The organism is Frankia sp. Hr75.2 (genome assembly GCF_949319125.1).
In the GTDB taxonomy this organism is placed as follows: domain Bacteria; phylum Actinomycetota; class Actinomycetes; order Frankiales; family Frankiaceae; genus Parafrankia; species Parafrankia soli.
Window position 1 is genome coordinate 1 of the sequence record NZ_CASGGV010000335.1, and the last position, 20556, is coordinate 20556.

General features: G+C 69.9%; 16 protein-coding genes and 1 pseudogene. 9 read left to right on the top strand and 8 right to left on the bottom strand.

Annotated features, from left to right (window positions below; translation table 11 throughout):
* The first annotated feature begins 2163 nt into the window (after positions 1–2163).
* Positions 2164–2775 (top strand): hypothetical protein, encoded by a 612-nt coding sequence (locus tag AC559T_RS32370; protein WP_498871103.1) that lies wholly within the window; start codon positions 2164–2166, stop codon positions 2773–2775.
* Between the two features lie 161 nt (positions 2776–2936).
* Here the strand turns inward: AC559T_RS32370 and AC559T_RS32375 are convergent, their stop codons facing one another.
* From AC559T_RS32375 to AC559T_RS32390, 4 genes are all read right to left on the bottom strand, one after another.
* Positions 2937–4706 (bottom strand): SulP family inorganic anion transporter, encoded by a 1770-nt coding sequence (locus AC559T_RS32375; protein ID WP_112107080.1) that lies wholly within the window; start codon positions 4704–4706, stop codon positions 2937–2939.
* 433 nt (positions 4707–5139) lie between these two features.
* On the bottom strand, positions 5140–6342 hold the full coding sequence (gene rpoD, locus AC559T_RS32380; protein ID WP_368954599.1) for an RNA polymerase sigma factor RpoD: 1203 nt from the start codon (positions 6340–6342) through the stop codon (positions 5140–5142).
* Between the two features lie 326 nt (positions 6343–6668).
* Complete coding sequence (locus AC559T_RS32385) at positions 6669–7001, bottom strand: ArsR/SmtB family transcription factor (protein ID WP_020461889.1); 333 nt, start codon at positions 6999–7001, stop codon at positions 6669–6671.
* Positions 7002–7299: 298 nt separating this feature from the next.
* Positions 7300–9114 (bottom strand): phosphoenolpyruvate carboxykinase (GTP), encoded by a 1815-nt coding sequence (locus tag AC559T_RS32390; RefSeq protein ID WP_498871104.1) that lies wholly within the window; start codon positions 9112–9114, stop codon positions 7300–7302.
* Between the two features lie 140 nt (positions 9115–9254).
* Between AC559T_RS32390 and AC559T_RS32395 the strand changes: the two genes are divergently transcribed.
* The 4 genes from AC559T_RS32395 (at position 9255) to AC559T_RS32410 (ending at position 12077) form a co-directional block, all read left to right on the top strand.
* Entirely contained in the window at positions 9255–9527 is a 273-nt protein-coding gene (locus AC559T_RS32395; RefSeq protein WP_498871105.1) for a hypothetical protein, read from the top strand.
* 204 nt (positions 9528–9731) lie between these two features.
* Entirely contained in the window at positions 9732–10073 is a 342-nt protein-coding gene (locus AC559T_RS32400; RefSeq protein ID WP_071060311.1) for an ArsR/SmtB family transcription factor, read from the top strand.
* A gap of 40 nt (positions 10074–10113) precedes the next feature.
* Positions 10114–11337, top strand: a complete 1224-nt coding sequence (locus AC559T_RS32405) for a malic enzyme-like protein (protein ID WP_498871106.1) — start codon at positions 10114–10116, stop codon at positions 11335–11337.
* A gap of 539 nt (positions 11338–11876) precedes the next feature.
* Entirely contained in the window at positions 11877–12077 is a 201-nt protein-coding gene (locus tag AC559T_RS32410; RefSeq protein ID WP_368954594.1) for a DUF3073 family protein, read from the top strand.
* 9 nt (positions 12078–12086) lie between these two features.
* On the opposite strand, the pseudogene AC559T_RS32415 reads toward AC559T_RS32410, so the two are convergent.
* Together AC559T_RS32415 and AC559T_RS32420 are read right to left on the bottom strand one after the other, a co-directional pair.
* Positions 12087–12218 (bottom strand): annotated as a pseudogene (locus AC559T_RS32415) (integrase core domain-containing protein); the annotation flags it as partial.
* A gap of 39 nt (positions 12219–12257) precedes the next feature.
* Positions 12258–12656: an ArsR/SmtB family transcription factor gene (locus AC559T_RS32420; RefSeq protein ID WP_498871107.1), complete on the bottom strand. Its 399-nt coding sequence runs from the start codon at positions 12654–12656 to the stop codon at positions 12258–12260.
* A 95-nt stretch (positions 12657–12751) separates the two neighbouring features.
* Between AC559T_RS32420 and AC559T_RS32425 the strand changes: the two genes are divergently transcribed.
* Genes AC559T_RS32425 through AC559T_RS32440 form a run of 4 tightly spaced genes read left to right on the top strand, consistent with a single transcriptional unit; the run spans position 12752 to position 15206 of the window.
* Positions 12752–13258: an ArsI/CadI family heavy metal resistance metalloenzyme gene (locus AC559T_RS32425; protein WP_112109276.1), complete on the top strand. Its 507-nt coding sequence runs from the start codon at positions 12752–12754 to the stop codon at positions 13256–13258.
* An 8-nt stretch (positions 13259–13266) separates the two neighbouring features.
* Positions 13267–14052, top strand: coding sequence for an aquaporin (locus AC559T_RS32430; protein ID WP_498871108.1), 786 nt, complete (start codon positions 13267–13269; stop codon positions 14050–14052).
* Positions 14049–14735, top strand: coding sequence for an arsenate reductase ArsC (locus AC559T_RS32435; RefSeq protein ID WP_112109275.1), 687 nt, complete (start codon positions 14049–14051; stop codon positions 14733–14735). The genes AC559T_RS32430 and AC559T_RS32435 overlap by 4 nt, the downstream gene beginning before the upstream one ends.
* A 60-nt stretch (positions 14736–14795) precedes the next feature.
* Positions 14796–15206 carry an arsenate reductase ArsC gene (locus AC559T_RS32440; RefSeq protein WP_112109274.1) on the top strand — a complete coding sequence of 137 codons (411 nt, stop codon included), beginning with the start codon at positions 14796–14798 and terminating at the stop codon, positions 15204–15206.
* A gap of 31 nt (positions 15207–15237) precedes the next feature.
* Here AC559T_RS32440 and AC559T_RS32445 read toward each other — a convergent pair whose 3' ends face one another.
* Both AC559T_RS32445 and AC559T_RS32450 read right to left on the bottom strand, forming a co-directional pair.
* On the bottom strand, positions 15238–15663 hold the full coding sequence (locus AC559T_RS32445) for a hypothetical protein (protein ID WP_198541182.1): 426 nt from the start codon (positions 15661–15663) through the stop codon (positions 15238–15240).
* Between the two features lie 100 nt (positions 15664–15763).
* A complete protein-coding gene (locus AC559T_RS32450; protein ID WP_498871109.1) occupies positions 15764–20176 on the bottom strand; it encodes a cation-translocating P-type ATPase in 4413 nt (1470 codons plus the stop codon).
* Positions 20177–20556 lie beyond the last annotated feature (380 nt).

Below are 20556 nucleotides of genomic sequence, written 5' to 3' on the forward strand. Positions count from 1 at the left end.
AGCGCCACAGGGGGTCAGTGTTCAGGAGTCGCCGACAATCTTCCCATCAACTCGGCGTGGTGCTACGCGGGCACCGGGTCGTCCCCGCACGCGCGCGGGGGTCTCGCAGGGCGGCTGACGCCATCGGACGATGCCAACCACGTCGTTCCGGCACTGGCGTGGGGCAGCGCGAGGACGACTGGTAATTCGTGGTTGCGGGGTTCGACGTCCTCCTCGCGCCACGCGACGCTGGCGGCTTGTCGCAGTTCCCGAGCCGAGGGGCCTACTCGACGTCGATGACGCGGCACCCCGTGATCAGCCGGCGAGCCCAGCAGCTGCTCTGGTGGCGCAGGGCTTCTACGCCGCAGGTCACGGCACGGATCGGACTTGCCTGTCCCGCAACCGACTACATAGCGCTACGGGAGAAGCATCTAGTGGCGTGAGCTGGTGAGGCGTTAGCGTCGCTCAGGCGATGGCCGAGATCCGCCGGCATGGGTGCGCATTGTGTGCGCGGATGCTCCGGCACGCCGCGACACTCGCCGGCACTACCCGACAGCGAAAACGTCCTGACCTGGGATTTTGCGGCATTGGGCGGCATCTTCCGGCATGTTCCGACACGTAGCGTTCCGTCTTGTAATCGAGCGGTTAGGGGTTCGAGTCCCCTCGCCGGCTCCAGACGGATAGCCCCTGACCTGCGATTTTGCAAAGTCATAGATCATCTCATCAAGATCAATAGGGGTTTGGGTGCACATTCGGCGGGTTTGTGCAGGGGACGATCATGAATGGGGCGTCGCCTCAGGGCGCGAGGGCCGGGACCCGCGGTTGAGGCATCGTCTCGGCGATGGTGACGTTCCGTTACCGTCGTGCCGCCTGCTGCCTTGAGATGCGGTAGGGACGTGGCCAGAACGGTGTTCATCGGCTGACGGCGGCCGATTCGCCGTCCCACCCCGGGCCATCGCGGCGCGGGGATCGGACGTTCACGGCCGCCAGGGCCGATCGCGGGGTGGGATGGGTGTCGACGTGTCCGCCCGGGTCGGTGGCGTCCGGGACCTGGCACGTGCGGGCTCGGGTCGTTGACGTGCCCTGGGGCGTCGGGCGGTCGGCGGGCGGCTCAGCGGCGAACAGCGCGACCTGGGAGGCTCCACTGTCCCGGATGCGGACGGGGACCGCCGGACGGGGCCCGGATCGGGCAGGCTGGTCGGTCATCGTGCGGGTCCCTTCTCTACGCCCTGACATGCAAGGAACGTCAAACGCCGACCCGTCCTCGGCGGCCTGATCAACGAATACGAACGAGCCGCCTAAAACCCCAGGTCAACGCCGATAGTCGAGTTCTGGCACCCCACAGGCCAGAGTCGCTTGACAACGCCATAGAGATACCCTCCCCGCGAGATCGTTCGCTGCTTGAAACGTTACGTCACACGAGAGATCTACCACGCCCTGCCGACACCGCCAACCACCCCAGCAGCTTGACGAACATAAGGGCGTCAGCGCCGCTCCACCATCTGCCGGCGGAACTCCTCTGTGTACGGCGGCTGTAATCTCGGCACCTGCACTCCTCCCTGGGACCGTTATCCCGAAGCGCCCAGGGGTGAACAGGAACGGGCCAACTTCACTCGGACAGGTGGTGCGACTCGGCTATATCGGTGATCAACCCGCCTGTGACGAAACTGTTGTACAGGTGGGCCGTCCGGACACCGGAGACGGTTGGCTCGCCCAGGTCGTGCAACGGGTCGAAGATGACGGGGCTCGTCTTGTTGTCCGGATGACCGTGCCGGGGACGACGCCGGGACGACTCTGAGCCACCGACTGGCGGTCGATCCCACCGGCTGGCAGCGAGCGATCCAAACAATCACCTACTATCACGCAACTGATAATCGGATCGACGCGAACGCTGCGACAAGTCCTACCAAACCTGCTGGTATAGGGCATACAGTCAAGCGATTACCGGTCGGTAGGAGGCGCGGGATGTCTGGAGCGGGTCTCCCACCGAGGGCAGAGCCGCCGCGCCCACCCGCGCCGGGTGCCCCCGCCCCGTACCAGCGTGTGTCCCAGCCTCCTGTGCCGGATGGACCTGTCCCGTTTCAGGGCCCGCCGCGGCCTCCTGTGCCGGGTGGGCCTGCTCCATATCAACGGGCGCCGCAGCCGCAGCCGCAGCCGCCAGGTCAGGTTCCCTGGCCGGTCCGGGTGCTCGTCGTCTGGCCGGCGCGGGCGGTCGCCGCCGTCGTCGTCCTGCCATGCCGGCTGCTCTACGAGCTCGCCCGGCTGATCGCCCGCGGCCTGTGGCGGCTGGTCATCGAGCCAATCGGACGAGTGCTGACCTGGATGTGGCGGCGGCTCGTCGCTCCGGTGGTCCGCGCGGTCGGGTCGTTCCTCCGCTGGCTGTTGACCCCGGTCTGGCAGGCAGTCCTCCTGCTCGCGCGGGGACTGGGGTTTCTTTTCGAGCAGCTGATAGCCCGTCCGCTCGGCTGGTTCGTCCGAACGCTGGTGGTTCCGGCCTGGCGGGCGTGCGCCGCGCTCGTCCGGGCCACCCTCCGGGGCGTCCGGGCGGCACTGCGGGTGCTCGTCGTCGTGCCACTCGCCTGGTGCTGGCGGACGATCCTCGCCCCGGTGGTCCGGGCCATCAGCACGGTGCTACGCATCCTGGTCGTCATCCCCGTCGCCTGGTGCTGGCGAGCGGTCGCGGCCGCATTCCGCCTCCTCGTCGTCCAGCCGTGCCGCTGGATCAACCGCACGATCTGGCGGCCGATCCGCCTGGCAGTCGCCGATATCTCCCGGACGCTGACCGGCCGTCGATGATCTGGCAAGGCAGCCAGGTCGACGCCTAGCCCCGGCAGCCGCTTGTCCAGGCCGCGAGCCTGCCAGCAGCCGGCCGCTGGTGGCCGGCCGGCCAGCCCGGCGCGCAGGGCGGCGGTCCGGCCGCCGCGGTGCCGGACTCAGTACGGCGAGCCATCACCCGATCATGCCTCGGGACCCGCCAGGACCGTGGCATCCGCCGGCGCAACAAACCCGGCAGTTGCATTTACGGTTCCTCCTTTTTCCGCGAGAGCGTCGGTGTGGTGAAGATGGTCCCGGGCAGTTTGGATGGCCGCCGCGGCGGAGTCGAACACGTGCCCTTGTCTTTCTAGCCGGTCGAGCAGGCCGATGGCAATCAGGGTCCTTGTGTGTTCGGGCCGCAGGCCCGAGACATAGACCGTGATGCCGCGGTGTTCGAGACGGTCGATGATGTCGCGTAGGACGATCGCGCCGGTGGCATCGATCGCGCTGACCTTGGAAAGCCGGAGGATGAGGACCTTGACGTCCGCGATGGCGGTGAGTTCGGGAAGGAAGCGGTGGGCGGCGGCGAAGAACATGGGTCCATCGATGCGGTAGACAACGATGTGCTCGGTGAGCAGCGCGTGGTCGGCGAGCAGAGCCTGGTCGGCGTCGTAGTGATCGGCCGCGGTCAGGGGCACCTCTTCCAGGCGCGCGCTGCGGGCGATCTGCCGCAGCGCGAGAGCTCCGGCGACGACGAGGCCGAGCAGGACGGCGACGACGAGGTCGAGAGCGATGGTCGCTCCCGCGGTCAGCATCATGACGACCGCGTCGGAGCGTGATGCGCGGCCGAGGGCACGCAGCGAGGCGACCTCCACCATTCGCATGGCCGTGGCGAGGAGGACACCGGCGAGCGCGGCCAGCGGGATACGTGCGACGAGGGGCGCCGCCACGAGCATGATCCCGGCGAGAACCACCGCGTGGGTGAGGGCCGCGAGGCGCGAGGATGCCCCGGACCGGACGTTGACGGCCGTGCGGGCGATCGCGCCGGTGGCGGGCACTCCACCGAACAGCGGAACGACGAGGTTTGCCAGGCCCTGGCCGAACAGCTCCCGGTCGGGGTCGTGCTGCTCGCCGGAGGTCATCGCATCCGCGACGCTGGCGGAGAGCAGGCTTTCCAAGGCGGCAAGTGCGGCCACCGCGACCGCCGCCGTCGCGAGGGTCGGGATGGCGGCGATGTCGAGGAACCCGAGCGAGGGACTGGGCAGGGTCGCGGGTAGCGCACCCAGGGTGGCGACGTCCCACCCACTCGCCGTGACCAGGATCGAGGTGAGGGCCACGGCCACCAGTGAGAACGGCACCGTGGGCCGCAGCCGGGCGCCGACCAGCATGAACGCCACGACCGCGGCGGCGAGTGCGAGCGCGGTCCACTGCGGCCGGTGGGCGAAGTCGGTGATGGCTCCCCAGGCCACGGCGGTCACCGCGTCCCGGTCCTGTGGCTGTACTCCCAACGCGGCGGGAACCTGCTGAAGGAAGATCACCGCGGCAATGCCCGCGGTGAATCCCTCCACCACAGGAGCCGGTACGTAACGCATCGCGCGGCCGACGCGCAGGACGGCGAGCGCGAGCAGGATCATTCCAGCGAGCAGACCGACGGTCAGGACGCCGCCCGGACCATGCTGGTGCACGATCGGTACGAGGACCACGGTCATGGCCCCGGTGGGGCCGGACACCTGCAGGTTCGATCCGCCGAAGACAGCCGCGACGGCGCCCGCGACGATGGCGGTCGCGAGTCCTGCGGCTGCGCCCAGGCCGGAGGAGACACCGAACCCCAGCGCGAGGGGTAGTGCGACCACCGCGACGGTCATCCCCGCGATCAGATCGCGGGCCGGTTGACGGCGCACGGCCAGCGCATCGGCTCGGCCGGGCAGGAGCCGACCAAGCGAGGCCACCCACCGCAGGGAGGCGGTACTCATCGTGGCAAGACCAGGGCGCTGGGACGGGCGGGGTTGGTCGGGTACATGAACAATCCGATCAACGTCAGGGTGTGGATCTCCACCCCTTCCGGGAGGGAGATGATAAGACGAATATGTCTTCAATTCGTGATTCCATGGATGCGAGACGGTGCCACCGGCGCGGAGAAGACCGAACCGACCTCGATCCGTGTCCCTGGGTGGTTACTCCTGGAGGTGCCGGAAGACTCCTGACCATCGCCGTCTGACCGCCGGCCCGATGGGGCCTGGCATGCGCTGTTTCCTCGGACCGCAGCAGCGCGCCGCGGATTCCGGTACCGTCAATGGCGGATGGAGTCCACCTCGTCCCATCAGTCGATGACGCCGGCTACCAGCGCGGGCCCTCGCCCTTAGTCGGACGTCAGACCCCGTGACTGCGGTCTCGCCTGAAGCGGGGCTATACCAGGTAGTCGCGTAGTCGTTGTGAACGCGCCGGGTGGCTTAGCTTCGCCAGGGTTCTTGATTCTATCTGCCGGATCCGTTCCCGGGTCACCCCGAATTCCCGGCCTACCTGCTCCAACGTCCTGGGCTGGCCGTCAGTCAGACCGAACCGGAGTTGGATGACCTTCTTCTCCCGCTCGGACAGCGTGTGTAGGACCGAGTCGATTTGCTCCTGCAGGAGGACGAAACTTGCCGCTTCGAACGGCACAATCGCGTCGTTGTCCTCGATGAAGTCTCCGAGCTGGGAGTCCTGCTCCTCGCCGATCGGGGTCTCCAGGGCGAGCGGTGTCTGTCCGACTTTGAGAGCTTCCTCCACCCTGTGCGGGGCGAGGTCCACCTGTGTGGCGATCTCTTCCGGCGACGGCTCCCGGCCCAGATCCTGCAATAGCTGCCGCTGGATCCGGGTGACCTTGTTGATTGTCTCGACCATGTGCACCGGAATCCGGATGGTGCGCCCTTGGTCCGCGATGGCCCTCGTGACAGCCTGCCGAATCCACCAGGTGGCGTAGGTGGAGAACTTGTATCCCTTGGTGTAGTCGAACTTCTCCACCGCCCGGATCAGGCCCAGGTTGCCCTCCTGGATCAGGTCCAGCAACAGCATGCCCCGGCCGACGTACCGCTTGGCGATGGACACCACGAGGCGCAGGTTCGCCTCCACCAGCTTGCGCTTGGCGATCTGACCGTCCTGCTCGATCGCCTCCAAGTCCCGACGCAGCCGCGGGGAGGTCCTTCGGACGGCGGCGAGCTTCTCGGAGGCGAACAGACCCGCCTCGATCCGCTTCGCTAGGTCGACCTCTTCCTCTGCGGTCAGCAATCGCACCCGGCCGATGGCCTTGAGATACATCCGTACCGGGTCCGAGAGGGGCGTCGCAAGCGCGAGTTCCTCTCCCTCACGACGCCGGCTGGGCATGTCTGAAGCGTCCCCGCCCACCTCATCGAGGACCTCGATGCCGTCCTCCGCGAGCAGCCGTAGGACAACGTCGCTGCTCTCTGGCGGCAGCTCCGCTGCGAGTAGCGCAGCGACAACGTCCTCCGGAGTGACGAAACCGTTCTCCTTACCCCGGGTGATGAGATCTCGGACCTTTTCCTCCGCGGCTTCGTCGGGGGCACTCAGATCCGTGGGCGGCGCATCTTCATGTCCGCGGAAAGACCGGCCCATGTCAGTCAGCACCCATGCTCAGCGTCGACGGCAGATTTTTCCAGGAGACCCAGCAATATTCTGACTCGCCGCTGGGAACGGGCCCGCAGCGAGAACGCAGATCGTGGCACCTGCGGAGTCCGGGAAGGCGCGAGGGGCTCAGAGTGTCGACCACCGAGCAGGTCCTCTCCACGTGGCGAAATGTAGCGATGTCTGTGAGAAGTGGACGGTCATTCCAAGCATTGGTTGTTGGCTGGGTCGTGACCGAAAGCCTCTTGATCCTCTCGAGATGAGATTATCGTTTCGATGGTCGTGATCTGCTGTGGTCGTTGACTCCGCCGGAATGTTCAGGGCTCGGTGGCGAGTAGGTCACGCAGCAGGTCGGCCTGCTCATGTAGCACGCCGGTTAGGATTGAGCGGGCCACCGCCAGCAATGTCACGATCTCCGGTGACGCCACCGCGTAGAACACGGTCGTGCCCTGCTTGCGGGTTGTCACCAGCCCGGCGCGGCGCAGCACCCCGAGCTGCTGGGACAGATGCGACGCCTCCAACCCGATCTCGGGCACCAGCTCGCTCACCGACCACTCTCGTTCGCTGAGCAGCTCCAACGCCCGGATACGCGCCGGGTGGCCAAGGGTCCGGAAGAACTCCGCCTTCAGCTGGTACAGCGGCGTCGCCATACGACCTCTCCCTCCAACCTCCAACTACCAGCCGTCCGTCAGGCACGACGCCCGTCCGACAGCTCGTCACACGACTCAATAACCTTACAACTTCATCAGATTGGAGCGGCGTAGTTCAGCTCTCTAACAGCCGTCGATGGAAGACGACGTGGCCAAACCAATGCCGCCGACAGGACACAGCCAGCTAGGCGCGCCGGGGGCAGGGGCGTGGACGAAGCGTCGGTCGGCGGCATTGCTGTCAGGCTGTGGCGGCGGCCGAACCCGTTGGCTCATGGGGAGTGAGGGGTGGGACGTGGTGTCAGTGCAGCCGGTCGGCGAGGGCCGCGAGTTCGACCCAGAGAGCGTCGGGCATGCGGGGGCCGAGGTCGGTGAAGTATCGACGGATCGTGTCGGTTTCGTGTTCCCAGGCGGCACAGTCAACGGACAGGAGCAGGTTGAGGTCGTCTCCGGTCACGTCCAGGCCGTCGACGTTGAGCGCTTCGGGTGGGGGGACCACGCCGAGCGGTGTCACACGGCCCTGCGCGGTCCCGTTGAGTCGGCCGATGATCCAGGCGAGAACCCGGCTGTTCTCGCCGTAGCCGGGCCACAGGTACGCGCCGGTGTCGGGGTGTTTGCGGAACCAGTTGACGTGGTAAATGCGCGGCAGCCGCGCCCCGGCACGGCTGCCGACGGCAAGCCAGTGAGTGAAGTAGTCGCCCATGTTGTAGCCGCAGAACGGGAGCATGGCGAACGGGTCGCGGCGCAGCTCACCGACAGCCCCGGCCGCCGCAGCGGTAGTCTCGGAGGAGACGGTGGCACCGAGGAAGACACCATGCTGCCAGGAAATGGACTCGACGACCAGCGGAACGGCGGTGGCCCGACGGCCACCGAACAGGAGCGCGGAGATCGGAACGCCCGCCGGGTCGGCCCATTCCGCAGCGATCGTCGGGCATTGGCTGGCGGGGGCGGTGAAACGGGCGTTGGGATGCGCGGCCGGCGTCGCGGACTGCGGTGTCCAGTCGCGGCCCTGCCAGTCGATGAGATGTGCCGGGGGGTTCTCGGTCAGCCCTTCCCACCACACGTCTCCGTCATCGGTGCGCGCGACATTCGTAAAGATCGTGTTGCTGTGGATCGTGTCGATGGCGTTGGGGTTGGTCGTCCGGCCGGTGCCCGGCGCGACGCCGAAGAAGCCGGCCTCGGGGTTGACGGCGTAGAGCCGCCCGTCGCCTCCGAAGCGCATCCAGGCGATGTCATCCCCGATGGTCTCGACCTTCCAACCGGGGATGGTCGGGACGAGCATGGCGAGGTTGGTTTTGCCGCAGGCGCTCGGAAAGCCGGCCGCGATGTAATGGATTTTCCCGTCGGGTCCGGTGAGCTTGAGGATCAGCATGTGCTCGGCGAGCCAGCCGTCGTCGCGGGCCATCACCGAGGCGATCCGTAGCGCGTAGCACTTCTTGCCGAGCAGGGCGTTGCCGCCGTAGCCGGAGCCGTAGCTCCAGATTTCTCGTGTCTCGGGGAAGTGGACGATGTACTTGGTGGCGTTGCAGGGCCAGGCGACGTCGGGTTGCCCGGGCTGGCGCGGTGCGCCGACGCTGTGCACGGCGGGGACGAAGAAGCCGTCCTGTCCGAGCTGGTCGAGGGCCGGTCTACCCATTCGGGTCATTACATGCATCGAGACCGCGACGTAGGCCGAGTCGGTGATCTCGACGCCGAGTGCGGAGATCGGTGAGCCCAGCGGTCCCATACAGAACGGGACGACGTACATGGTGCGGCCCCGCATGCAACCCGCGAACAGGCCCCGCAGGGTGATGCGCATCTCGTCCGGGTCGGTCCAGTTGTTCGTCGGACCGGCGTCGTCCCGGCTCCTCGAGCAGATGAAGGTGCGGTCCTCGACGCGGGCGACGTCGCTGGGGTCGCTCGCGGCGTAGTAGCTGCCGGGCCGCTTGTCCTCGGCGAGACGGAGGAACGTGCCCTTGTCGACCAGCTCCGCGCAGAGCTGGTCGTACTCGGCGTCGCTGCCGTCGCACCAGTGAACCCGGTCGGGCCGGGTGAGGTCGGCGATCGTGGCGACCCACTCCAACAGTGCCGGGTGTGTCGTCGGCGTCGACTGTAGGCCCGGGATCGTGACGGGCATCTCCCACTCCTTCGACAGACTGTCAGATGGTTGAACTGTACCTCGTCTATCTGACGAAGTTGTCAGGTTATCGACGACGAAGATCGTCAACATGTCGTCGCGTGCCGGCCGGCGGGCGTCCCCAGGCAAGGCGTGTCGCGATGCCTCCGTATCAGCTGAAGGCGGAGTTCTTCCGGCCCCTTGGCCACCCGACGGCATCCGGGCGCTGGAGAGCGGCCGGCGAGGAGCTGGTGCCCGGGGTCGGGTTGGAGGTATCGGACCTGTTCCAGCAGCTGGGAGTAGCGATGGGCAGGATCTCGACGGGCCACCCCTGCTATCCCGGTGCCTGCGGCACGGCCCCGAAGACGCTCCACAGACCGGGCAGCCCCACGATCGCCGGCGCGGGCCCCTCCTCGCTCCCGCCGATCATGTAGTAATTGAAGACTTTGTCAATTGGCGACATTGTGCTTAGCTCATGTGCGGGGTGCTCCGGACGTGGCGGGATCTTCCCGCCCGGTGCCCTCTTGGCGCGACTCTCGTGATCACGTGCGAGGTGGGTCGGCCCCGGGTCCGCCGGGTCGAGTACGCCGTGGGCTATCGAGGTGTGACGCGGTGTCCGGCGAAGGGCGGTGGAGCTGGTGCAGGTACCGCTGTATCAGGCGAAGGCGGAGTTCTTCCGCATGTTGGGCCATCCGGTCCGGATCAGAGTGCTGGAGCTGCTGGCGGACGGACCGGCGCCGGTGCGAGAACTGCTGGCCGCGATCGAGGTGGAACCTTCGAACCTCTCCCAGCAGTTGGCGGTGCTGCGCCGGTCGGGGATCGTGACCGCGACCCGGGACGGCTCGACGGTGGTGTACGCACTGGCCGGCGGAGATGTGGCCGAGTTGATGCGTGCCGCGCGGCGGATCCTCACCGAGTTGCTGACCAGCCAGCAGGGTCTACTCGCCCAGCTGCACAAGGCCGAGACGAGCTCAGCATGAACAGTCCGACCTCCGGCCATGGGCGGCCGGCGGAGGCGAGATGCTGACGCCGGGATCGGCCAGGGCGAACCCGGCGTACAGCATCCGGATCCGGGTCCCGCGGTCGGCGCTGGTGACGGTGACGGCGATCATCGCCGACGCGCCCGGCGCGGTCCTGTGCCACGCCGACGAACCCGACCCCACCGGTGCCCGCCGGATCATTCTCGACGCCGACGGGTCCAGCACTCTGACCTGGCTCACCCGCACCCTGCGCGGTCGGCTCGGCGCTGACCTCCTCGGCGCCGAGGACCTCGCGTTCCGTGCGGCAGCCACTGGCAAACTCGCCCAGCGGGTCGGCGTCGCCACCGGCACCGGCCACGACCTGGCGCTGTTGGACGCCGACGCGGACCGCCGCATCATCCGCCACCTGGCCGCACATCCGCGGCACACCGACCGATACACCGGCCGAGCACGGCGAGTAGCTCTGCTCACCGATGCAAGCGCGGTCCTCGATTTCGAGCAGCTCACGTCCGCGGCCGCCCTGCCCGCGTTGGAATCCCAGGCCGTCCACCTGCATCAAGCCACCGGACTCGACGTCTTCCCCTTGCCGATCGCCGCCACCGGCGCGGCTGAACTCGCCACCGCGATCGGGCTGCTCGCACCAGGCTTCGCCGCCACCGTCCTAGTCCACACTCACATCCGACACGTGAACGCCGTCCGCGCAGCCCTCACCTCCGCGCCCTACCTGCTGCTGGACACCGTCAACGACGGCCTCGCCATCGGCGTCGCCGCTGCAGCACTCACCCACCTGCGAGCCCGCGCCATCGATCCCCACCATGCCCGGGTCGTCCTGATCGATCCGCCTCGTGGCGGAGACCTCGCCGGCCTGCTGGTCGCGGCGCGCATCGGCGACCTGACCCTCTACGACCCAGTCGCCTACGGCATCGAACCCCTGCACAGGCTCGCCCCCGACATCGATCTGATCATCGATCTACTCGGGCTGGCAGCTCCCCCCGTCGGTATCCCGGTGCTCCACAGCCGCCCGGAGACACCACCGGCCCTCGCCGCAGCCACCACCGGCCCGCGGCCGCTACACGCCCTGCCCGGACTGCTGTCCGCAGCCGTCACCACCCAGCAGCCCATCACCCTGGCCGCTCGCGTCGCCGCCGTGCACACCCTGACCGCGCACACCCCGTCCGGACAGCTGATGCCTCCCCTCGACCATCCCCGCCTCACCCCCGCCATAGCCGCCGCCGCGACCCACGCCCTCACCGCACATGAGTAGACGCGGGCCACGGGCCAGGAACGAAGCCAAGCGGAGCGTCAAACAGCTGGACAGGTCGGGCGCGTGCGTCGATGTGCGATGTCGGTATGTCCGCCGCTGCCGGGCGGGCGGGCCGCGTGGGGGACATGGGGTCATGTCGACCTTGTGTCAATGCCGGCCGGCCTATCCGAACCTCCCGCCAAGCACGCTGCCTCCTGCGAAGGACGCGCAGGTATCGCGGTATCAACGCCACCGCCAAGCCTCTCCGGCGACGTCCAAGTCAAGAGTGACAGAAGGTCGACAACCTCGCCACGCTGGCAGCTCGACTTCCCCACCATCGACGCCACGACGGTCAAGTCGCGACCGGATCCAGCAGATCGCGTCGAGGACCCTGGCGAAACGGCGTCACCCCTCACACTCACACAGAATCCAGAACTACCTCGGGTAATGAAGTCGATACCGAAGAATGTGGCGGAGCCGTGCCGCCTCGTGTTCTCAGAAGGCATCACACACAACGAGCACCGCAGCGGGGGTGCGCAATGGCCGGAAGGGGTCGTTCCATGGGACGCGGTCGAGCGAAAGCCAAACACACGAAAGTCGCCCGCAAACTCAAATACACCTCCCTCAACCTGGATCTCGACCGACTCCAGTCAGACCTCGGCGACGCCCCCACCCGGGACCACGACGACCGCGACGAACTCCCGCCCCCAGACCCGCAGGACCCCGACCCGGCGGACGGGAACTGGAGGCCGACCGGCTGAGCCCAACCGACGCTCCTCGGGATCCATGAGAAGGTTCCGTGCCCGCTGGGCGACCCACGCCGCGGTTGGGTGTCTCGTGACTCCGAGGACATGGGCACGGCGGGTGGCATGTTCGACGACGAAGAACACGTAGATCCGTCGGTTCCGGCGTCGGCCGGTGAACCTGCCGCCGCAACACCGCTATTGGGGTGGGCTGAACACGGTGGCGAGGGCGGCGAGTGCTTCGGGTACGGCGCGGTAGTAGGCCCAGACGCCGCGTTTGTCGCGGGTGATCAGGCCGGCGTCGACGAGGACTTTGAGGTGGTGGCTGACGGTGGGTTGGGTGAGGCCGAGGGGTTCGGTGAGTTCGCAGACGCAGGCTTCGCCGCCGTCCCGTGCGTAGATCATCGACAGAAGTCGTAGCCGGGCGGGGACGGCGATGGCCTTGAGGACGGCGACCAGCCTGTCGGCTTCCTCGGCGGACAGCGGTGCGCGGGCCAGCGGGGTGCAGCAGGCGGCGATCGTCTCCGCGAGGCTGGACGAGTGGTCGCCCGTGGTCTCGGTGACGGGGAGGGCCGCCGGTGGGGAGGTGGTCGCCATGCCTCCAGCATGCCTCAGCTATTGACAGCCGTCTATGTGCACGTCCATCCTCGGCTCGACAGGCATAGACCGATGTCGATGTGAGGGTGGTTGTGATGGCCAGGGTGCAGTTGGCGTTGAACGTGTCCGATGTGGACGCGGCGGTGGAGTTCTACTCGAAGCTGTTCGGGGTGGAGCCGGCGAAGCGCCGGCCGGGGTACGCGAACTTCGCCGTGGACGTGCCGCCGTTGAAGCTGGTGCTGATCGAGAACCCGGACGCTCGTGGCACTGGGGTGGCGGGGGCGCTGAACCATCTCGGGGTGGAGATCGAGACGTCGGAGGAGGTGTCCGCCGCCGCGACCCGGCTGCAGGACTCCGGGCTGGTGACGGCGGTGGAGGAGAACACCGCCTGCTGCTATGCGTTGCAGGACAAGGTGTGGGTCGATGACCCGGACGGCGCGCCGTGGGAGATCTACACGGTGCTCGCCGACATCGCCGAGAACAGCGGCACGCAGCTGCGCACCGTCGAGCCGGGCGACGGCCCCGGGTCGGCGTGTGATTGCGGGCCGGTGTGCGCTCCCACGGTGACGATCGAACCGGCACCCGCCGGCGTTACCCGCTGACACCGGACGTGACGGACAACGGGGAGAGTCAGCCGCCGCTGGTGCGGCGGCTGGCCGCCGAAACGGTGGGCAGCATGCTGCTCGCCGCGCTGGTCATCGGGTCGGGGATCGCCGCGCAGCAGCTCAGCCCCGATCAGATCGGTCTGCAACTGGTCGAGAACGCCGCAGCGACCGCCGCCGGCCTGTACGCGATCATCCTGATGGTCGGGCCGGTGTCCGGAGCGCACTTCAATCCCGTGGTCACGGCGGTCGATGCCGCGTTCGGGGGGTTGTCGTGGCGGGATGCCGCCGCCTACCTGCCCGCCCAGATCGCCGGCTGTATCGCGGGAGCGGTGCTGGCGAACCTGATGTTCGACCGGCCAGCGGTGTCGATCTCCACGCATCACCGGGCATCGGGGTCACACCTGCTGGCCGAGGTCGTCGCGACCGCCGGCCTCATCCTCCTGATCTTCGCGCTGGTGCGTTCCGAGCGGGGTGAACGGGCCCCGGCCGCGGTCGGCGCCTACATCGGTGCGGCGTACTGGTTCACCAGCTCCACCAGTTTCGCGAACCCGGCGATCAGCGTCGGGCGGATGTTCTCCGACACCTTCGCGGGGATCGCCCCCGCCTCCGTACCGGCGTTCATCGCCGTCCAGGCGGTCGGAGGGCTGGTCGGGTACGGGCTGGTGCGGCTGTTCTACCCCCCGACCCCGACCACCCCGGCGCAGGCCGCCCAGGTCCTGCTCCCGCACACCGACACCGCCGCCGCGGCGAACGGTGCCGCCCAGCCACGTCTTCCTGGAGGTGTCTCATGACCGATTTCGACAGCTCTACCGGCGTCGGCGGCTTACCGGGCCTGGACCCGGTGACCGCACGGGCGCTGTCCGCGAGTGCGGCCCGGCTCGCCTACGACTACGACACCACCTTCCCGGCGAGCGAGGTCGAGGAGGTGCTCCTCGACTCCTACCGCCAGCTCGCCCGCACTGCCCGGGTCACCCTGTTCCTCCCGACACTGGCGGAACGACTGACCCGGGAACGCCTCGAAGCCCTCGGCGCCACCCGCGGACTGATCGCCAAGCGGGTCCCCGAAGTGCTGTTCGTCTGCGTCCGCAACGCCGGCCGCTCACAGATGGCCGCCGCGCTGACCCGTCACTACGCCGGGTCCGCGTTGCACATCCGTACCGGCGGCTCCGACCCCGGCGAGCACATCCATCCCGAGGTCATCGCGGCGATGAAGGACATCGGTCTGAGCCTGGACGAGGAGTTCCCCAAGCCGCTGACCGACGACATCCTCGCCGCCGCCGACGTCGTCATCACCATGGGCTGTGGGGACCGCTGCCCCTATGTCCCCGGCAAACGCTACGAGGACTGGCCCATCGACGACCCTGACAGCGCACCGGCCGATCAGGTCGCCGCCGTTCGCGACGACATCGACCACCGGGTCCGCGGGCTGATCGCCAGCATGCTCCCCGACCTCACCCTGCCCGCCCCCCGCTGACCCTCACGCCGCGGCCCGACCCGGCCGCGCAGGCTCACCTGGTAGCGAAAGGACCTGTCCGTGTCCGAGAAGCCCTCGGTGCTGTTCGTCTGTGTGCACAATGCCGGCCGTTCCCAGATGGCCGCCGGCTGGCTCACCCACCTCGCCGCCGGGAAGATCGAGGTCCGTTCCGCCGGCTCCATGCCCGCCGAGCAGATCAACCCGACCGCCGTCGCCGCGATGAGCGAGGTCGGTATCGACATCACCGCCGAAACCCCGAAGATCCTCACCGTCGAGGCCGTCCAAGCCTCCGACGTGGTCATCACCATGGGCTGCGGCGACGCGTGCCCCATCTTCCCCGGCAAACGCTACGAGGACTGGAAACTCGACGACCCCGCCGGGCAGGGCATCGACGCGGTCCGCCCGATCCGCGACGACATCCGTGCCCGCATCGAGAAGCTGATCGGCGAACTCCTGCCCGCCGGTACCTGACGCCGAGTGCCCGGTCAGCCCGGCGACCGCGTCAGGACGACACGGTCGCCGGCTCGCGCTGACCGTGGCGCGCCTGCTCGGCCCGGAGCTGGTCGCCCCGGGGGGTGCCGGTGTGCTGGGCGACATAGGTACCGGCCGCGATCGCGGCGACGACCGGCCATTCGATCACTTCGGTGACGGCCAGCAGCCCCAGCCCCGCGTAGTAGGCGGTCTTCCCCGGCGATGGCAGTGTCATCGGGCCCAGGTGCATCGGTTCCCCCGACGGGTGGGGGATCTCGAACCGCGCATTGAGGAACGGCAGCCGCAGCATCGCCGAGTGGGTCTCGTGCCGCTCCTTCGCGTCCGCCCCCATCTGCTCGACCGGTGACTGTGCGGCCCGCTGGCCGTCCTGGTCCTGCGTCCGCCTGCCGCTCGCCGTCCGCCTGCCGCTCGTGCGGGCCCGCGACGGACTACTCATCCCGCTCATCATGGTTCCTCCTCACCTCGGACGACGGCAATAGCATCCCCCGGTGGGAGCTCGGCAAAATCGACCGCTCCCCTCGATGTCCCGCTCGGCGTCATCCTGTTCCGCGACCGGCCGGTGCCGGGACGGGGCCGGCCGCACTTGTCCGGACCGCCGCCCGGGGAACGCGGGCGAGGCCGTGGAGGATCTGGGTCAAGTCGGCGCGAGTCGGGACGGGCCGTTCGGTACGCCGCTGTAGCAGGCGTTCGGTACGCCGCTGCAGCAGGAACGAGAGCAGCGTCGCGGCAGCGGACGCGGCGACGGCGATCGTCCATCCGGCCGCGCCGAGCGGGGTGCAGCCGAAGAAGTGGCTCAACCCGGGCACCTGCACGACGGCGGCCAGGACGACCGCCGAGACCAGGCTGCTGAGGATCACCATGCGACTGCGCCCGCCAACGAGCAGGGTCTGGCCGAGCTGGGAGCCGACGAGCGCCGCGAGCCCGACCGTGTCGGCGCGCCGGCGCCGCCCGGTGAGGCGGGCGGCGATCCAGGCACCCGCGGCGGCCAGGGTCGTCGCGGTCGCCCTCACCGCGATCTCTGCGTTGAGGGGACTGCCCAGGGACCGTTCGGGCCCCTCGCCCAGGAGCCGGCCGCTCGCCTCCGGATCCGGTGGGCGCAGCGCCACCGCCAGGCCGGGGGCGAGGTCGGTGAGCAGATTGACGAGCAGCAACTGCCGGGCGGACAGCGGTGAGCGTCCCGTGGCCAGCGAGCCGAGAAGGGTGAAGGCGATCTCGCCGAGGTTGCCGCCGACGAAGATGCCCAGCGCCTTGCGGACCGAGGCCCACATCGACCGGCCCTCGACGAGCACGGCGAGGATGGCGTCCAGCCGGTTCTCCGTGATGATCACGTCGGCCGCGGCCCGTGCCGCCGGGGTCCCCCGTTTACCCAGCGCGATGCCCACGTCCGCGAGCCGGATGGCGGGCGCGTCGTTGTCACCGTCACCTGTCATCGCGACGGTCCTGCCCAGCCGCTGGAAGGCCTCGATCACCCGGACCTTGTGCGCCGGTGTGCCGCGGGCGACGACGGCCACCCGCGGCAGCATGGCGTCGAGTTCCGCGTCGGCCATGGCATCGAGTTCCGCGCCGGTCACCACCTGCGCATCGCCGTCAAGCACCCCGAGCTCCGCGGCGATCGTCCGCGCGGTGCTCGGATGGTCGCCGGTGATCATTATGATCTGCACGCCCGCGGCGCGCAGCTGGTCGAGGGACGGGGTCGCGGTGTCCCGGACCGGGTCGGACAGCGCCAGGAACCCGAGGAACGCAAGGCCCGCGACGTCGTCGTCGGCCAGCTGCCGGCGCGCCGCGGGGCCCGCGGCCGCCACGCGGCGCTCGGCGACGGCAAGCACCCGGTAGCCCGCGGCGGCGAGGCGGTGGTGTTCCCGAGCCAGACGTGCCTGGCCACGGACGTCGAGCGGCTGGGTGCGGCGGCCGGTCCGGCGGTGGGTGCAGCGGGGCAGCACCACCTCGGGCGCTCCCTTGACGCTGAGCAACGTGGCGGCGCCAAGCTGGCCCAGGCAGGCGTGGTAGCTGCGGCTCGGGTCGAACGGCAGGGCGGTCAACGGCGACCATTCCCGCCCGTCGGGTGCCCGGCCCACGCCCGCGGCGGCGGCGCCCTTCACGACCGCCCGGTCGGTCGGGTGCGGCAGCTTGCGATGCTGGTCGTCCGGGGTGGCGCGCAGGCCGACGGCCACCACCTGACGCCCGGTCCCGTCGAGGTCCGCCAGCGGACGGGAACGGGAGCCGTCCGACACCGCGGTCAGCCGGATCTTCCCCTTGGTGAGGGTCCCGGTCTTGTCGAAGCACAGCACGTCCACCCGGCCGAGCGTCTCGATGGTGCGCGGATTGCGTACGAGCGCGCCCCGCCCGGCCAACCGTCGGGCGGAGGAGAGCTGGGCGGCCGTGGCGAGGAAGGGCAGCCCCTCGGGGACCGCCGCGACGGCCAGCGCCACTCCGGCACTCAGCGTGTTCCGGATCGGGAGGCCGCGTACCAGCCCGGACAGCAGCAACGTCCCGGCCGCGCCGAGTGCGACCGGGATGGTGAGGTCCGTGATCGCCGCGAGCCGGGCCTGCACACCCACCGGTCTCGCCGGCTCGGCGGCCGCGGCCAGGCCCCGCCCCGCCTCGGTGGCGGTGCCGGTAGCCACCACCAGGGCGGTGGCGCGCCCGGCGGCCACGGTCGTGCCCTGGAAGACCATGCAGGTCCGCTCCGCCAGGTCCCGGGCGGCGACCGGCTTCGGCGACTTCGCCACCGGGAGCGATTCGCCGGTCAGCGACGACTCGTCCACCTCGAGTGCCTCGGTGGACAGCAGGCGGCAGTCGGCGGGGACGACGTCGCCCGGCCCCAGCGTGAGCACATCCCCGGCCACCAGATCGTCCGCGGTCAGCTCCACGTCCGCACCGTCCCGCCGCACCAGAGCTGGGATGGCCGAGACGGCGAAGAGACGAGCCAGCGCCCGGTCGGCGCGCAGCCGCTGCACCGCCCCGATGAGCGCGGAGCCGACCGCGACGCTGACGACGAGCCCGGAGTCGAGGACCGATCCGGTGGAGGCGGACAGCGCGGCGCCGCCGAGCAGGACCGGGGTGAGCGGGTTTGCCAGTTCCGCGGCGAACGCCCGGGCCAGACCGGGGGCGTTCACGGACACGGACGTCTCGCCGACCTGCCGCTGGGCGACCTGGCCGGTGGAGAGTCCTCGCCGGGTGCTGCCGAGCCGGTCCAGGCATGCCCCGGGCGGCAGCACATGCCATGGGATATGCGGGATCGTCGGGGGCGCCGGCCGGCGGCCCAGCTCACGCGCAGCCCAGGTGCCTTCCCCCAGAGCGGCCGCGGCCGCAACCGTCACCATGAGCTGGGCGCGGGCCGCCAGCGCCTCGCCGGCCCCGGTCAGCGCGACCAGGGCGGCGGTCCCCGTGCCCAGCTCCGCCAGGCGCACCGCGTGCCGGCTGACCCGGGACGCCACACCGGCAGCCTCGACCACGAGCCCCGCGGCGAGGAGGTCGTTGCCGACCAGAACATGAGCCCCCCACGCCGGCGATCCGTCCGGCCCGGCTACGCCCACCCCGCAGTCCGCGCAGCCGACCGCTGCCCGCTGCCGGGACACGACGAGTACACCGCCGCGCTCCGCCTGCAAACCACGGACGGTCGCCACCAGCCGGGTGCCCCCCGGGGCATGCCGGAACCCGGCCCACCCGTCCCAGGGCGTCCGCCCGCTCGGCCCACCCTCCGGGCCGCCGGCCACGAACACGGCGCAGCCGGAACGGCGGCAGGCGGCCAGGAACTGCTCGCTGGCCTCCACACGCTCGGGCACCAGCCCGACGAGCGCCATCAACCTCGTGCCCTGCGCGAGGCCGAGCACGGTCACCGCCCCCGCCGCGGCCAGCCGGCGCCGCTCCCGCACCCCGGTGCGGCCCCGGATGGCCAACCGTTCCACCGGGCCGAGCGTCCAGCCGTCCCGGCTCACGCGGGCAGTGGTGTCGGCGGGACGAAACAGCGCGTGGGAGCGGACGGCCACCTCGCTCGGGTCGGCGCCAGGCAACGACACGATGTCACCGATGGTGTGCTGGCCGCTGACCAGGACGTCGTGATCGACGACGACGGTGTCGACGCGGTCGAGCAACCGCAGTGCGGCCGGGGACATCACCTGCGCGCCGCGTCGGGCGAGCACGCGGGTCAGCTGGAGGGCGAATCCCTCGCGGCCGAGCCGGGTCGAGCGGGGCAGCGCAGTGAGGGCGAGAGCGGCCGCCCGGCGCGGGGCGTGGGTGAGGCCGGCCGCGGCCGCACCGGCCGCCAGCCCGCCGAGCACGGCGACATCCGCATAGTGCTCGATCGGGCCGGCCGGCAGCGGTCGCGGCCGTTCGACGACCACCGGTCGCGCCCCGGCCCATTCGGGGCGGCCCAGCAGTTCGTCCGCCACGGCCGCGAACGCATCCCGGCGGGCGCGTGCCGCGTCGAGGGCCAGGAGTCGGTAGGCGACGTCGGTACCGAGGCTGACATATCCCTGTGTCAGGCCGAGGGCGGCCGCGTTGGCCACCGCGAGGGCGAGGTCGGCATTGTCCTGGCCAAGGATCCGTTCCAGCTGACAGCGCAGCCGGGGCTGGGTGTCGACGAGCGTGACCAGCGAGGTGAGCTCGGCGGGGAGCGACGCCCACCGGCTGAGTCGACCCACCGACGCCAGTGCCAGCGCCGCCGCGTCGGCGGCCAGGGCCATCCCCGACCGGCGGACCGGTCCGGTGAAGCCGCCGGGCAGCAGGTCAACGCTCGGCTCGGCCGTCACCCCCTCCACCTGCCTCACGGCGGCGGCCAGCTCGTCCGTGGTGGGCGCGGAATCGACCAGGCCGATCAGGACGCGCTTCAGTGGCGCGTTCACCCGAGCCCAGGCGACCCCCGGGTGACGCCCGAGCGCCTCTTCCAGCGCCCGGCAGCGGGTCTCGCCCTCCGGCCCGGAGGCTCCGCGTACCTCGAAGCTCGTCATTCGGCCGGCGACGCGGTCGCGCCGGCCGGGTTCCGTGCGCGGTTCGAACCGGTCGAACAGGGGTGGGGTGAGGGCGTGGAGGACGGCGGCCGGCAGATGCCATACCGATCGACTGCCCGGAAGGCGCATCCGCGGACCCCCTCGTCAGGCCGATGCCACGTCAGCCCTCCGTTCCGCGAGGGCATCTCCTTGAGATGCCGCTACCCGAATCCGGGTGGATGCTAACCACGCGTCACCGCCAAGGGGTGCAGCCCGACACCTCACAGCCCGACGCCTCCCGGCGAGCCGCACGCTGTCCGCCGTGGTCTTGCGGGGAAGGTGGCCGGCTGCCCGTCAGGGTGATTCCAGATGGTTGCGCCGGAACGTGGGGGTTGTGCACG